We start from the raw sequence: 14,004 nt of genomic DNA, 5'->3' as shown, positions 1-14,004 counted from the left end.
GTATGCAGGAACGATCCGAGGACGTCAAGGAAGACCTGATCCGAATAACTAAACTGGACAACGGCATCCGCGTGGTGAGCGAACGGATGCCGTTCGTTCGTTCCGCAGCGGTCGGTTTATGGGTGGCGGCCGGCTCCCGCGACGAAACGGCGGAAAACAACGGCATTGCCCACTTTATTGAGCACATGCTGTTCAAAGGAACGCTGCACCGCAGCGCCCGCGAAATCGCCGCCTGTTTGGAGTCGCGCGGCGGCGCCCTCAACGCCTCGACAGGCAAAGAAACCACCTCCTACACCGCCCACATTTTGGCCGAAGATCTGGCTTACGCAGTCGACGTTCTGGCCGATCTTATACTGTTCCCCAAGTTCGATCCGCAGGATATAGAGCTCGAAAAGCAGGTCGTTTTGGCCGAAATGGCCGAGTCGTTCGATGATCCGGAAGAGCTCGTATTCGACTATTTCTACCAAAACATCTTTACCGATCATCCATTGGGGCTGTTTGTCTACGGCAGGCCGGAGACCGTCAAAGCGTTTTCGCGAGGCGATCTGGCGGACTTTAAGCAGCGTAATTACACGCCGGAAAACATTGTCGCCGCGGCGGCCGGTTTGGTAGAGCATGAACAATTCGTCGAGCTTGTCGAAAAAGCATTTGCCGATTTTCCGGCTGCGGAAAAAAGTTCTCGACGCAACGGCCTCATGAAGGCGCCTCTGCCTTATGTGCCGCATCGGCTGGCGAGCATTCATCAGGCCCATATCTGCTATGGGGCGCGCACCTTCGGCATCGACGACGAGCGCAAATATGCGCTCGCTCTGCTCGATGCTTTGCTGGGCGGCGGCATGAGCTCGCGCCTGTTTCAAAACATCCGCGAAAAATACGGGTTTACCTATTCGGTTTACACATTTGCCGATTTGATGCAGGATACGGGCGTATTCGGTGCCTATTTAGCCTGCGACAAGGCCAAAGTCGACCGCTCGATCGAACTGCTGAAGGAGGAAATCGAAAAAATTAAAGACGGCGATTTATCGGAAAAGGAGCTCGAGGAAGCCAAAGCCCAGGTCCGCGGTCATTTGATCATAGGCATGGAAAGCCCCGGCCGTCGTTTGAAAAAGATTGCCGAAACCGAATCCTACAAGCTGCCGCACCTTACAGTCGATGAAATTATTGATTCCATCCATGCGGTAACAACCTGCCAAGTCACAGAGATGGTTCGGGATCTTTTTAAAGAGGGAAACACCAACATTACCGTAGTTTTGCCATAATCCTATACGAGTGGAGGTTACCATGATCATCGGAGTGCCCAAGGAAATCAAGGCGAATGAGAATCGCATCGCCGTCGTCCCTGCCGGTGCGGAAATTTTGGCGCGACGCGGCCATACGGTTCTCATCGAGAAAGGGGCGGGAGAAGGCAGCGGTTTTAACGACGACGCTTATCGTCAAGTCGGGGCCAAGATCGTGCCCACGGCGGCAGATGTCTATGCCCAGGCGCAAATGATAATGAAAGTGAAGGAACCTCTGCCGCAAGAGTATCCTTTGATCCGCAGGGATCACATCGTGTTCACTTATTTCCATTTTGCCGCCTCGCGCGAGCTGACCGAGGCAATGATCGCCTCCGGTGCGACGTGCATCGCCTATGAGACGGTCGAGGCAGCCGACGGCTCACTCCCGCTGCTGGTGCCGATGAGCGAGGTGGCCGGTCGCATGGCGGTCCAGGAAGGGGCCAAGTATTTGGAAAAATTTTTCGGCGGCCGCGGCCTGCTGCTGGGCGGCATTCCCGGCGTGAAACCGGCAAACGTGGTCATCTTGGGCGGAGGCGTCGTCGGCAGCAACGCCGCCAAGATCGCCGCCGGCATGGGTGCCAATGTCACCATTTTGGACATTAATCTCGACCGGCTGCGTTATCTTGACGACGTCATGCCCAAGAATGTGACTACGCTGCTGTCCAGTCCCTATAACATTCGTCAAGTCCTGCCGCAAGCCGATTTGGTGATCGGCGCGGTGCTGCTGCCGGGCGCCAAAGCGCCGCATCTGATTACCCGCGACATGCTCAAGCTGATGCAGGAGGGTGCGGTGATCGTCGATGTGGCGGTGGATCAGGGCGGCTGCGTCGAAACGATTCATCCGACCACGCACGAGAATCCCACTTATGTGGTGGACGGCGTCATACATTACGGCGTAGCCAACATGCCCGGTGCCGTACCTCGAACCTCGACCATCGGCTTGACCAACGCGACGTTGCCTTATGCGCTGCAAATCACCGAGATGATCGATGAAAAGGGCAGGTTGATTCCGGAAAAACTGTTGAAAAACATTGGCCTGGCTAAAGGCGTCAACATCATCAACGGAAAAGTAACTTACAAGGGCGTGGCCGAGGCTTTCGATTTGCCCTACGTTCCTTTGGATAAAGCTGTTGCCTAGGCCGCATGGGCATCCTGGTTTATCACCGTGTGGATCCGCGTTTCAGTTTGGGGGTGACCAACATCACCCCTAAACTCTTTGCGCGCCAAATCAAAGCCATTTTGCGCGCCGATTTACAGATTCGGACCGTCGGCGAGCTTGTCGCGGAGGGCTTGCCTTCGGGACAAACGGCTTTGACGTTCGATGACGGCTACGAATCGGTTTTTTTGCACGCTTTTCCCATTCTGCAGACTGAAGGAATCAAGGCAAGCGTCTTTGTCAATCCCGCCTTTACCGGCCAATGGAATGTATGGGATGTCAGGCTCCCGGGACAGCGCGCTAAACTGATGGACTGGCGGCAGATTGAAGCGCTGGCCAAAGCCGATTGGGAGATCGGCATCCACGGCTTGACGCATAAGGATCTCTGCAGCCTCAATGATGAGGAGTTGGAACAAGAGATCAATTTGGCGCGTTTTTTGTTAAAGTCGCGTTTAGGCACCTGCAGCTCGGTCATTTCCTATCCTTTCGGTCGCGTTGATGTTCGTGTTGCCCAGTGTTGCCGAAAGAACGGTTTGACCGCCGGTCTTACCATGAGCCGCAGCCCTAAAATGGTTCCGCCGGAATTTGCCGTACGTCGGTACGGCGTCTATCCCTTCGATACCCCGAATCGAACGGCGGTCAAGGCAAAAAGCCCAACAAAGGGCTTTTCAACTCTGCAGCAAGTCATGGACTTTTGTTCGAGCGCCACGGTGGTGCTCATGCGCCGGTACTGGCGCTATTATTGAGATTCGGTCAATTTCAACACAACCTCACTACCTGCAAAAAGGCATCAAGTCGCCTCTGCGCAGACCCTACAGATGCAAACGGCAAAAAGAGAGGAATCATGAAGACCTACAGCGCATACCTGATGCTGATTATTACTGCATTTTCAGCGTCGGCGCAAAGCAAAAAGCTGACGTTCGATCCGCCCAGGGGGTTTTACGAAAATCCTTTAGATGTAACCATTACCTCGCCTGTGGAAGGGGCGACGATCAAGTACACGTTCAACGGTGAGGATCCGTTGACCAGCAAAAGCGCTCTATCGGCCAAATCGCCTGCCGTTGTACGCATCGATCCGCGCAATACAACGAATCGCGATCGGGCGCCCGGTGTGTGCGTGCGCGCGATCGCCGTGCTCAACAATCAGCCGGTCACGAACATGGTCACCCACACCTATCTTTTTGCCAAGCTGGTCACCGAGCTTTCACCGGACGGGCAGCGCCCCGGCCCTAAATGGCCGCCGCATGGAAGTTCCGTCAACGGCCAGTTGATGGATTACGGCATGGATCCGTCCGTATACACCAACTCGCGGTATCGCAACAAGATGGAAGCCGCACTGCTCGACATCCCTTCGATCTCCATGGTGATGGATCTGGAGGATCTGTTCAATCCCGCAACCGGCATTTTCGTCAACGCTGTTCAACGGGGTATCGAGTGGGAACGGCCGTGCTCGATTGAGCTCCTCAATCCGGACGGCTCCGACGGTTTTCATATCAACTGCGGCGTGCGCATCCGCGGCGGCTACAGTCGAGTCGGTTCCAACCGAAAACACGCCTTTCGCTATTTCTTCCGCAAAGAATACGGCGAGGGAACCTTAAACCATCCTTTGTTCGGGAATGAAGGGGTCGACAAGTTCGATCAGATCGATCTGGCGACTTCACAAAACTATTCTTGGGCTTACGGTGCCGGCAGCAAAGACGGCGGCGCGGAACGTAACACGCTTCTTCGCGATCTCTTTTCGCGCGATCTGCAGCGCGACATGGGCCAACCCTACACCCGTAGCCGCTACTATCATTTGTACATCAACGGCACCTATTGGGGGCTTTTTTATACGCAGGAGCGCTCGGAGGCTGATTTTGCCGCCCGCTATTTCGGCGGCAATCCCGAAGATTACGACGCCGTCAAAGTCGATGCCGGGTACGGACGACCTTATGTGATCGAAGCGGCAAACGGGACCTTGGACGCATGGAATGCCTTATGGGCGCTCGCCAAAAAAGGCTTTTCCGACAATGCCGCCTATTTTCGCGTGCAGGGACTCAATCCGGACGGCACACGCAACCCGTCTTATCCCAAATATCTCGATGTCGACAATTTGATCGACTATATGATCAACACTTACTTTGTCGGCGATTTCGACGCGCCGATCAGCGAGTTTCTCGGCAATGTGCGGCCGAACAATTTTTGGGCAATCTATAATCGAGTCAATCCGGACGGATTCAAGTTCTTTCGTCACGATGCCGAGCATACCCTGTTCAATGTCAATGAAGATCGCACGGGGCCTTTTCCCGCCGGAGAACAGCAGGAGCATTTCAATCCCCAATGGCTGCATCAGCAGTTGACCGCCAATGCCGAGTACCGTCTTCGTTTTGCCGATCGCGTCTACAAACACTTTTTCAACAATGGAGCATTGACTCCCGAACGCAATATAGAGCGCCTTCTGTACCGTAAGCAGCAAATCGACAACGCCATCATTGCCGAGTCGGCGCGCTGGGGAGATGTTCTGCGTAAACCTCCCTACACCCGCGACATCGAATGGATGAACGAAGTCAATTATTTGGTCAACGAATATTTCCCGCGTCGGTCGGAAATCGTATTAAAGCAGTTCAAAGCCAAAGGCTGGTACCCCAATTTTGATCCGCCGCTTTTTAATACCCGCAGCCGCACGGTCGAGAAAGGCTTTCAACTGACCATGTCCTCGCCGCGTGGAAAGATTTACTATACGCTCGACGGCCAGGATCCGCACAATCCTTTTGCCGAGGGAGGAGTGCGTTGGGTCAATTTGATCTCTCGCACAACGCCGAAGCGCGTCCTGGTACCCAAGGGGGCCGTGCCGCCTTCCTGGCGAAGCGATCCGGCTTTTGATCATTCGGATTGGGAGCTCTGCAGCGGTCTTCCCGGCGGCGTCGGCTATGAAAAAGAAACCGGCTATGAAGGCTATATCAAGCTGGATGTCGCCAAATATATGCATCAAAGCAACACGACGACACCCAACACCAGTTGTCTGTTGCGCATCCCTTTCGTCGTTCAAGCAGCTGATCTGCCCCTCTTTACGAGCCTAAGCTTGAGCGTTCTTTATGACGACGGTTTTGTCGTTTATCTTAATGGTATTAAAGTCCTTGAGGTCAACGCTCCGGCCGACCTGCAGTGGAATTCCGCTGCCACGGGAAACCACGAGGCCGAGCAGCCGGAAACATTCGATCTGACCGATCGGGTCGGCCTTCTTCGCGCCGGCGTCAATCTGCTGGCGATTCATGCCTTGAACGTTTCCACAACCAGTTCGGATTTTCTCATCCTGCCGGAATTGACGGCCGCCGTAAACGAAAAGAGCAGCGGTTTGTTGTCGGCATCGGCTTTGGAATACAAGGCACCGATTCCGATTTATCAGACCACCTGGGTCAAGGCGCGGGTACTCTTTAATAATGAATGGAGCGCCGTGGATGAAATTCTATTGGCGGTGCATGAGGATTTGAGCAGCCTGCGCGTTACGGAACTGCACTATCATCCTCTGCCGCATATCGCCGGATCGGATACCCTCGACGGCGATCTGTTCGAGTTTATCGAGTTGAAAAATATCGGCGGCACCCCCCTCAACCTGACGGGCGCACAATTCGTCAAAGGAATCCATTATCAATTCCCGCCGCAAACCCTATTACCGCCGGGCGGCTTTATTGTGTTATGCTCCGGCGCCGAATACTTTAAACTGCGCTACGGTTTTTCAGCCGACGGCCAATACGAAGGCAACCTGAGCAACGCCGGCGAACGAATAACGCTTGTTTCCGCCGCCGGCGATACCGTATTGAATTTCAAATACAACGATAAAGAGCCCTGGCCGACGGAAGCAGACGGAAAAGGCAAGTCGCTGGTTGCGCGCTTGGCTCGTCCGAGCGGCGATCCGAACAACGCCGACTATTGGACCGCTTCGGCTGTAATTCACGGCTCACCACGCGCCGACGATGCGGCCAGTCCTGTCGAAGAAAACGACGAGTCGGCGATACCGACTGCATTTCGAATTGCTCCCAACTATCCCAATCCGTTCAATGCCGTTACGACTCTGCGGTTTTACCTGCCGCGCGCTGCCAGGGTGAATCTCGTTGTCTATAACTCGCTCGGTCGGCAGGTTGCGGAACTGGCAAATGATCTATACCCTGCCGGAGAGCACACGGTGAATTGGCACGCCGACGACCAGAGTACCGGTGTCTATTTCGCCCGCTTCAAAGCCGCCGACTATCAAAAGACCCTCAAGCTGGTTTTGCTAAAATAGCGAAAAAATACTATATTGCTTCGGGCGCTGCCGACACGGCAGCGCCTTTCAGCTTATCTCCCAATTATAAAGATTGTTATGGTTCCATTACCGTCATGGAAACGGGCGGTGCTCAAGGTCGGCAGCACGCTGGTGGCGCCCGAAGGCCGCCGCGTTTCCAACGAAAATACCATCCACATTGCCGCATTTATTGCCCAATGTCGGGCCTTGGGCAAGGAAATCATTTTGGTCAGCTCCGGCGCTGTAGCGGCGGGACTGTCCGTGCTTTCCCGTGTCAGCAAGCCATTGACGATTCGCGAAAAGCAGGCGCTGGCTGCGGTCGGACAGCCGCTGCTGATGACGCATTGGAGCAAATACTTTGACTTTCCCTGCGCGCAGCTTTTATTGACCTTTGACGATCTCAAGGAACGACGGCGCTTTGTCAATGCCAAAAATACGCTGATGGAGCTGCTCGAACGCCAAGTTCTGCCGATCATCAACGAAAACGACACCACCGTCGTCGATGAGCTGCGCGTGGGCGATAACGACAATTTGGCCGCTTACGTCGCCGTATTGGCCGAAGCCGATCTGCTGCTCATTGCCTCTGACATCGACGGGCTGTTCGACAAAGACCCCAAGCAATATGCCGATGCCCAGTTGATCTCTTTTGTGGAAAGGATCGATGCTTCGATCTATGCTCTGGCAGGCGGACGCGGCAGCGGCGTATCAACCGGAGGCATGATCACCAAACTGCAGGCGGCGGAAAAAGCGGCGCTGCGCGGCATCGATACGATCATTTTTAACGGTACAAAACAGGAAGCCTTTGCCGCTCTTTCTTCAGGCGAGTGCCCGGGCACCTATTTTCAGCGCGTTCGGTCGCCGATTACCGCCAAAAAGCATTGGATGCTGCACACGGCGCGCAGCAAGGGCGTACTGATCATCGACGACGGCGCCAAGCGGGCTCTGTTGACCGGAGGCGCCTCGCTGCTGCCCTCCGGAATTGTGGATGTGCAGGGCCGCTTCAAACCGGGGGATTTTGTCGATATCTATTCCCAACAAAAAGAATATATTGCCAAAGGACTCTGCCAATACGAAACGGATGACCTGCGCCGAATCATGGGCAGAAAGTCGCACGAGATTCTTTCCATTTTAGGTTACATCACCGCCGAAGAGGTGGTGCACCGCAACGATCTGGTGTTGATGCAAGCCAATCCGACCGGCGGATTTGAAAGAGGAAGGAGGGAGGATGATAAAAAATTCAAATAACACTCTGCGTGAACTTGCCGCCGCTTGCCGCGCTGCGGCAAAAATTACAGCACAATGGCCGACCGTAAAAAAGAATCGGCTGCTGAACGGCATAGCCGAGGCGCTCGTGAACAACGAAGGCGCGATCCTTGCCGCCAATGCAAAGGACATTGAGACGGCGCGTCTGAACGGCTTGAGAGAAGCAATGATCGATCGGCTGCTGCTAAACGGGGAGCGCCTGCGGGCCATGGCCGAAGCCGTTCGCGAAATTGCCGCGCTGCCCGACCCGGTCGGCGAAATCACCAAAACCTGGCGCCGTCCCAACGGCCTGCAGGTTTCCTATCAACGCATTCCCCTCGGCGTGATTGCCATCATTTATGAAGCGAGACCCAATGTCACCTCCGATGCCGCCGCTCTTTGCCTTAAATCCGGAAACGCCGTGATTCTGCGCGGCGGTTCCGAAGCTTTTCATTCCAATCAGGCAATTGTCGACGTTTTGCATCAGGTTTTGCGATCTTTGGGTGAACCGACGGCCGCGATCACTTTTATTCCGACGATCGAACGCGAGGCGATCAAAGAACTGCTGACCTTTACTGATGAGATTGATCTGGTCATTCCTCGCGGCGGCGAAGGTTTGATTCGTTTCGTGGCCGAGCATAGCCGCATTCCGGTCATCAAACACTACAAAGGCGTCTGCCACCAATTCGTCGACTATAACGCCGATGTCGACATGGCGATCGATCTCCTGGTCGACGGCAAGTGCTCGCGACCGGCGGTCTGTAATGCTTTGGAAACGCTGCTAATCCATGAGCAGATTGCCGAAACGTTTCTGCCCAAGGCCGCCGAGGTGATGCGTCGAAAGGGTGTCGAACTCCGCGGCTGTGAAAAAGCAAGGCGCATCGTTCCCGATATGCTTGCTGCTACAGAAGAGGATTACGCCGCTGAATATCTGGCGTTGATTTTGGCGGTGCGCGTCGTTTCCGGTTTGGAAGAAGCCATCGAGCATATTCAACGCTTCGGATCGGATCACACCGAGGTGATCGTTACCAACGATTACGCGCACGCCAAGGAATTCCTGCGCCGCGTCAACTCTTCGGTGGTATTGGTCAACGCCTCCTCGCGCTTTTCCGACGGCGGACAGCTGGGGCTGGGAGCCGAAATCGGCATCTCGACCACCAAACTGCACGCCTTCGGGCCCATGGGTCTCGAAGCTCTGACGACGCAAAAATTTATCGTTCACGGGGACGGCCAAACCCGACATGGATTATCTTGGGAATAATGCCCTATTTTTCGGTATTTATATCCCTGGATCAATCAGAAAGGAAATTTGCCGTGGGACCTGCTAAGCGAATTGCCGTTGCGCTTTTCTTGGTCGCGTTGGTGGTTGCTGCTGCCGCGACGCTGTCCGTCGTCGGCCGTACGGCGCGAACGCTTGACGCCGTCATCCTTTTTACGGCCGGACTTGTCGCCGGGGTATCCTTGGCTCTATTCCTGCGCAAAAAATCGCGCTGACGATCGTCCGTGAAAAAATTTTTTGTTTTTGTCATTCGTTGTTTCTATATTTCGGCAAATGACGAAATGAAAGAATGGAAGGATGCGGGATATTTCAAAACTCTTTAAAGCGATTGCCGACAACACTCGTTTGCGAATCCTTTGGATCCTCAAAGCTCGCCCGTTATGCGTGTGCGAAATTCGCGAGGTACTGCAGCTGGCGATCTCTACCGTTTCGCAGCATCTTTCTATTTTGCGCGACGCCGGATTCATTGTCGATATCAAAGAGGGCAAGTGGGTCAATTATGCCCGCAATCCTGACCCGAATGCTGAAGAGGTGCAAACGCTGTTGGCTCTGATCGATCGAATCATGGAGCGGGAACCTTCGGCAAAAATCGATCGACAAGCCGCTGCGAACGTCGACCGCAACGCCATCTGTAGTATCGAAAACCCAAAAACGGCAATATCATGAAAATACTGATTCTTTGCACCGGCAATTCCTGCCGCAGCCAAATGGCGGAAGGGTGGCTCAAATCGTTCGATCCGCGACTCGAAGTATATTCGGCAGGTACGGCTCCGGCCGAGCGGGTTCATCCCAAAGCGGTGCAGGTGATGGCCGAAGTCGGTATCGATTTATCCCACTCCTATCCGAAAGCCGTCGAACAGTTTCTGCCGATTGACTTTGATTACGTCATTACGGTTTGCGATCATGCCCGTGAAACTTGTCCCGTGTTTTTGGGTTCGGTCAAACATCGTCTGCATATCGGATTCGAAGATCCTGCTATGGCAACCGGCAGCGAAGAAGAAGTATTGGAGGTGTTTCGCCGAATTCGGGATGAAATTAAGGAAAAATTTTTTCAATTCTATTCAAGTCTCGAACGATAAGGAGGCGGTTATGGCTCAACGTTCTTGGGGTTTCATCGGCGGTGGTCGGGCGACCCGCATTTTGCTCGAAGGATTTAGGCGCGCCGACGTGCTGCCGGAAAAGATTGTTGTCAGTGATGTAAACAGTGAAGTGCTGAACAATCTTAAGGCGGCTTATCCTCAGATTATTCCCGCAGCGAATAACCTGGAAGCAGCCGCGCAGGACGACGTTTTTCTCGCTCTTCATCCGCCTGCAATTCCGGGCGTTTTGGAAGAGATTCGCAACGCGCTCAAACCGGAAGCGACGCTGATCTCGCTGGCCCCTAAATTTACCCTTGCCAAAATCAGCAGCGCTCTCGGATTTAAGCGCGTGATTCGCATGCTGCCGTTGGCCACGTCCTTTATGAATGCCGGTTACAATCCCTGCGTTTTCCCCCTGGAGTTTTCTGCCGCGGAAAAAGGCCGTTATTTAGGTCTGTTCCAAAAGCTCGGAGCCTGTCCTGAAGTGGCTGAGGAAAAAATAGAAGGCTATGCGATGGTGATCGCCATGGGGCCGACCTATTTGTGGTTTCAAATGCAGGTACTCAAAGAGTTGGGTCAAAGCTTTGGACTCGACGATGCTGAATTGAACCAAGCCCTGCCTGCCATGATCCATGCCGCTGCTAAAGCGCTTTTTCAATCCGAATTAACGGCCGAACAGGTCATGGACCTGATCCCAGTCAAACCTCTGGGCGAAGATGAAGCGACGATTAAAGCCGCTTATCAAACCAAACTTTCCGCCCTTTACCAAAAGCTGAAATCCTGACAGATGAATACGATAAAGCGTCTCAGTTTTCTCGACCGCTATCTGACGCTCTGGATTTTCGCCGCAATGCTCGTCGGTGTGGGAACGGGGTATTTCTTTCCCAAAGCGGCCTTGTTTTGGCAATCGATGAGCAGCGGCACGACCAATCTGCCCATTGCCGTCGGCTTGATTCTAATGATGTATCCGCCTTTGGCCAAAGTCAGATATGAAGAGTTGGGCCGAGTTTTTAGTGATTGGCGTGTTCTCGTTTTATCGCTCGTGCAGAATTGGGTCATCGGTCCTGTTCTAATGTTTCTCCTGGCGATCCTGATGTTGTCGCATTACCCCCATTACATGATCGGCCTGATTCTGATCGGCTTGGCGCGCTGCATCGCCATGGTGCTCGTTTGGAATGATCTGGCCAAAGGCGACGCCGAATATGCAGCGGGATTGGTAGCGTTCAATTCAATCTTCCAAGTGCTCTTTTATTCCGTCTTTGCCTGGCTGTTCATCACAGTATTGCCGCCGCTTTTCGGCATGAGCGGCGCCGTCATAAACATCAGCATGAGGCAAATAGCCGAATCGGTATTTGTTTATCTCGGCATTCCCTTTCTTGCCGGACTGCTGACCCAATTGATACTGGTTAAGCTGAAAGGCAAAAGCTGGTATCACGGCCGGTTCATTCCGCGCATTTCGCCCATCACGCTGATAGCGCTGCTCTTTACCATTGTCGTCATGTTTTCCCTTAAGGGCGAGATCATCGTGCAGCTTCCTCTGGATGTCCTGCGAATCGCTGTACCGCTTTTGATCTATTTTATCCTCATGTTTTTGATCTCTTTTTTCATGGCAAAACGCATCAAGGCGAATTATCCTCGTTCAACTACCATTGCCTTTACCGCTGCATCCAACAACTTTGAATTGGCGATTGCGGTGGCCGTAGCTGTTTTCGGCATCAATTCCGGCGAAGCCTTTGCCGCGGTCATCGGGCCGTTGGTTGAAGTTCCGGTGCTGATCTGTCTGGTGAATGTCGCTTTGTATTTTAAAAAGAAACTTTATTAGGGAGGTTTACAATGGTCGTCAAAGTATTGGGGATGGGTTGTCCCAAGTGTCAAGCCCTTGAGGCCAAAGTTAAAGAAGTGGCGGAAAAGAATCGCATTGACGTTACCATCGAAAAGGTAGCTGATTTGGCCAAGATACAGGCCTATCGCGTAATGATGACGCCTGCACTGGTCATTAATGAGCAAGTAAAGGCCTATGGACGCATTCCCAAAGACGAAGAAATCCTCAAATGGCTGAAGGGAGCATAGGATGAGAAAATACATTCTGTCTGTGCTCTTTGTAACCATCGGCTTTTGGGGAGGCTGCGAGCGAGGACAAGCAGAAGACCCAAAACCGGGCGGCGAATCTAAGGCGCTGGTCACTTTTATCGAACTCGGATCGGTCAATTGCATTCCCTGTAAGGCCATGCAGCCGGTGATGAAGGCGATTGAAGAAGAGTACGGCGACCAGATCAAGATCGTTTTCCACGACGTTTGGAAAGATCCCGCACCGGCAAAGCAATACGGCATCCGCCTGATACCGACGCAGGTTTTTCTCGATGATAAAGGCGTGGAATTTCATCGCCATGAGGGCTTTTATGCCAAAGAGGAAATTGACAAGGTTCTCGCCGCAAAAGGCCTGAAGCCGCGGACCAAATCATGATCGAGGCCCTGCTGACGTTCGCGAGCGAATTTTTGCAGCGCTCCTTCGGCATTGCGCTTGTCGGGGCGGCGCTGTGGGGCGTGCTCAGCATTCTGCTCAGCCCATGCCATTTGTCGAGCATCCCGCTGGTGGTCGGCGTGCTGGCGCAAGAGTCTGGGCAAAAAACGCGGCGTGCTTTTGCCTTGTCGCTGCTGTTTGCTCTCGGCATCATGGTCTCCATCGCCGCCATCGGACTGATCACCGCCGCCGCCGGTCGCATGATCGGCGATCTCGGGCGCATCGGCAACCTCGTCGTCGCAGGCGTCTTTTTACTGTTCGGCGCTTATCTGATGGACTTGATCCGTCTGGACTGGTCGCTTTTGCGGCTGCCGCAAAGCCGCGGCGGCGCGTGGTCGGCGCTGATGTTGGGCATGCTGTTCGGCATCGGCTTGGGGCCGTGCACCTTTGCCTTTGTGGCGCCGGTACTGGCGGTGGTCTTTACCCGCAGTCAAACCGATATGCTCGGCGCCTCTGCACTGTTGCTCGCCTTTGCCGTCGGGCATTGCGGTGTTATCGTTGCGACCGGTACGCTCTCTACTCAATTGCAGAGATATTTTAACTGGAGTCAAGGCAACCGTACCATTTTATGGATCAAACGCGCCTGCGGGCTGCTGGTTGCGCTCGCCGGGGTGTATTGGATTTGGAAAATACTTTAGATTGGATTGATAAAAAAATGGATTGGAAGAGAGAATTAAAAATACTTTTCTGGTTGGTGATCGGATTTCTCGTCGCCTATCACTTGCCTGTCGGAACTGCACGCTTTGATCGCGCGGTCTATGAAGCCTTGTCGCTCGCCAAATGGTATGCGCGCGAGCACGTCATCCTTTGCCTGCTGCCGGCGTTTTTCATTGCCGGCGTCATCAGCGTGTTCGTCAGTCAGGCGTCGGTCATCAAGTATTTAGGGGCTCAAGCTAAACAATGGGTCGCTTATGCCGTCGCTTCGGTGTCGGGCACCATACTCGCGGTCTGTTCCTGCACCGTGCTGCCGCTGTTTGCGAGCATCTACAAGCGCGGCGCCGGACTCGGCCCGGCCGTCGCCTTTCTCTACAGCGGCCCGGCAATCAACATTTTGGCCATCATCCTGACCGCGCGGGTGCTGGGGTTGGAGTTGGGCGTCGCCCGAGTCATCGGCGCGGTTTCGTTCAGCGTCATCGTCGGCCTGCTGATGCAGTTCATCTTTCGCGAAAAGAAAACGGACGAAGACGAT

At 53.9% G+C, this 14,004-nt stretch carries 15 protein-coding genes; all 15 read left to right on the top strand.

All coding sequences use genetic code 11. The features are described 5' to 3' along the window. Nucleotides 1-2: 2 nt before the first annotated feature. On the top strand, nt 3-1,259 hold the full coding sequence (locus tag ONB24_12645) for an insulinase family protein (protein ID MDZ7316962.1): 1,257 nt from the start codon (nt 3-5) through the stop codon (nt 1,257-1,259). A gap of 22 nt (nt 1,260-1,281) precedes the next feature. After that, on the top strand, nt 1,282-2,415 hold the full coding sequence (ald, locus tag ONB24_12640; GenBank protein MDZ7316961.1) for an alanine dehydrogenase: 1,134 nt from the start codon (nt 1,282-1,284) through the stop codon (nt 2,413-2,415). 5 nt (nt 2,416-2,420) lie between these two features. Further along, complete coding sequence (locus ONB24_12635) at nt 2,421-3,179, top strand: polysaccharide deacetylase family protein (GenBank protein ID MDZ7316960.1); 759 nt, start codon at nt 2,421-2,423, stop codon at nt 3,177-3,179. A 98-nt stretch (nt 3,180-3,277) separates the two neighbouring features. Further along, complete coding sequence (locus ONB24_12630) at nt 3,278-6,694, top strand: CotH kinase family protein (GenBank protein MDZ7316959.1); 3,417 nt, start codon at nt 3,278-3,280, stop codon at nt 6,692-6,694. Between the two features lie 78 nt (nt 6,695-6,772). After that, nucleotides 6,773-7,939, top strand: a complete 1,167-nt coding sequence (proB, locus tag ONB24_12625) for a glutamate 5-kinase (protein MDZ7316958.1) — start codon at nt 6,773-6,775, stop codon at nt 7,937-7,939. After that, nucleotides 7,920-9,197, top strand: coding sequence for a glutamate-5-semialdehyde dehydrogenase (locus ONB24_12620; protein ID MDZ7316957.1), 1,278 nt, complete (start codon nt 7,920-7,922; stop codon nt 9,195-9,197). The genes proB and ONB24_12620 overlap by 20 nt, the downstream gene beginning before the upstream one ends. 53 nt (nt 9,198-9,250) lie before the next feature. Then, nucleotides 9,251-9,430, top strand: coding sequence for a hypothetical protein (locus tag ONB24_12615; GenBank protein MDZ7316956.1), 180 nt, complete (start codon nt 9,251-9,253; stop codon nt 9,428-9,430). An 82-nt stretch (nt 9,431-9,512) separates the two neighbouring features. After that, complete coding sequence (locus ONB24_12610; protein ID MDZ7316955.1) at nt 9,513-9,881, top strand: metalloregulator ArsR/SmtB family transcription factor; 369 nt, start codon at nt 9,513-9,515, stop codon at nt 9,879-9,881. Beyond that, complete coding sequence (locus ONB24_12605; GenBank protein ID MDZ7316954.1) at nt 9,878-10,294, top strand: arsenate reductase ArsC; 417 nt, start codon at nt 9,878-9,880, stop codon at nt 10,292-10,294. Before ONB24_12610 ends, ONB24_12605 begins: the two co-directional genes overlap by 4 nt. A gap of 10 nt (nt 10,295-10,304) precedes the next feature. Beyond that, nucleotides 10,305-11,078 (top strand): NAD(P)-binding domain-containing protein, encoded by a 774-nt coding sequence (locus tag ONB24_12600; protein MDZ7316953.1) that lies wholly within the window; start codon nt 10,305-10,307, stop codon nt 11,076-11,078. A gap of 3 nt (nt 11,079-11,081) precedes the next feature. Beyond that, on the top strand, nt 11,082-12,116 hold the full coding sequence (arsB, locus tag ONB24_12595; GenBank protein ID MDZ7316952.1) for an ACR3 family arsenite efflux transporter: 1,035 nt from the start codon (nt 11,082-11,084) through the stop codon (nt 12,114-12,116). An 11-nt stretch (nt 12,117-12,127) separates the two neighbouring features. Next, nucleotides 12,128-12,364 (top strand): thioredoxin family protein, encoded by a 237-nt coding sequence (locus ONB24_12590; protein ID MDZ7316951.1) that lies wholly within the window; start codon nt 12,128-12,130, stop codon nt 12,362-12,364. A 1-nt stretch (nt 12,365) separates the two neighbouring features. Further along, complete coding sequence (locus tag ONB24_12585; protein ID MDZ7316950.1) at nt 12,366-12,758, top strand: thioredoxin family protein; 393 nt, start codon at nt 12,366-12,368, stop codon at nt 12,756-12,758. Then, nucleotides 12,755-13,453, top strand: coding sequence for a cytochrome c biogenesis protein CcdA (locus tag ONB24_12580; protein MDZ7316949.1), 699 nt, complete (start codon nt 12,755-12,757; stop codon nt 13,451-13,453). The genes ONB24_12585 and ONB24_12580 overlap by 4 nt, the downstream gene beginning before the upstream one ends. 17 nt (nt 13,454-13,470) lie before the next feature. Beyond that, nucleotides 13,471-14,004: permease (locus tag ONB24_12575; GenBank protein ID MDZ7316948.1), on the top strand; the 534-nt coding region annotated here is incomplete at its 3' end.

The organism is candidate division KSB1 bacterium (assembly GCA_034505495.1).
Taxonomy (GTDB): Bacteria; Zhuqueibacterota; Zhuqueibacteria; order Residuimicrobiales; family Krinioviventaceae; genus Fontimicrobium_A.
The sequence above is the reverse complement of the archived record's forward strand: the minus strand, read 5'-3'. Positions and strand labels throughout refer to the sequence as shown.

Excerpts from the sequence above, each read along its gene's own strand:
- ONB24_12580 (MDZ7316949.1), top strand. The coding sequence starts at position 12,755 with ATGATCGAGGCCCTGCTGACGTTCGCGAGCGAATTTTTGCAGCGCTCC.
- ONB24_12620 (MDZ7316957.1), top strand. The coding sequence starts at position 7,920 with ATGATAAAAAATTCAAATAACACTCTGCGTGAACTTGCCGCCGCTTGC.
- ONB24_12600 (MDZ7316953.1), top strand. The coding sequence starts at position 10,305 with ATGGCTCAACGTTCTTGGGGTTTCATCGGCGGTGGTCGGGCGACCCGC.
- ONB24_12590 (MDZ7316951.1), top strand. The coding sequence starts at position 12,128 with ATGGTCGTCAAAGTATTGGGGATGGGTTGTCCCAAGTGTCAAGCCCTT.
- ONB24_12610 (MDZ7316955.1), top strand. The coding sequence starts at position 9,513 with ATGCGGGATATTTCAAAACTCTTTAAAGCGATTGCCGACAACACTCGT.
- ald (MDZ7316961.1), top strand. The coding sequence starts at position 1,282 with ATGATCATCGGAGTGCCCAAGGAAATCAAGGCGAATGAGAATCGCATC.
- ONB24_12585 (MDZ7316950.1), top strand. The coding sequence starts at position 12,366 with ATGAGAAAATACATTCTGTCTGTGCTCTTTGTAACCATCGGCTTTTGG.
- ONB24_12605 (MDZ7316954.1), top strand. The coding sequence starts at position 9,878 with ATGAAAATACTGATTCTTTGCACCGGCAATTCCTGCCGCAGCCAAATG.
- proB (MDZ7316958.1), top strand. The coding sequence starts at position 6,773 with ATGGTTCCATTACCGTCATGGAAACGGGCGGTGCTCAAGGTCGGCAGC.
- ONB24_12635 (MDZ7316960.1), top strand. The coding sequence starts at position 2,421 with ATGGGCATCCTGGTTTATCACCGTGTGGATCCGCGTTTCAGTTTGGGG.
- arsB (MDZ7316952.1), top strand. The coding sequence starts at position 11,082 with ATGAATACGATAAAGCGTCTCAGTTTTCTCGACCGCTATCTGACGCTC.
- ONB24_12645 (MDZ7316962.1), top strand. The coding sequence starts at position 3 with ATGCAGGAACGATCCGAGGACGTCAAGGAAGACCTGATCCGAATAACT.
- ONB24_12630 (MDZ7316959.1), top strand. The coding sequence starts at position 3,278 with ATGAAGACCTACAGCGCATACCTGATGCTGATTATTACTGCATTTTCA.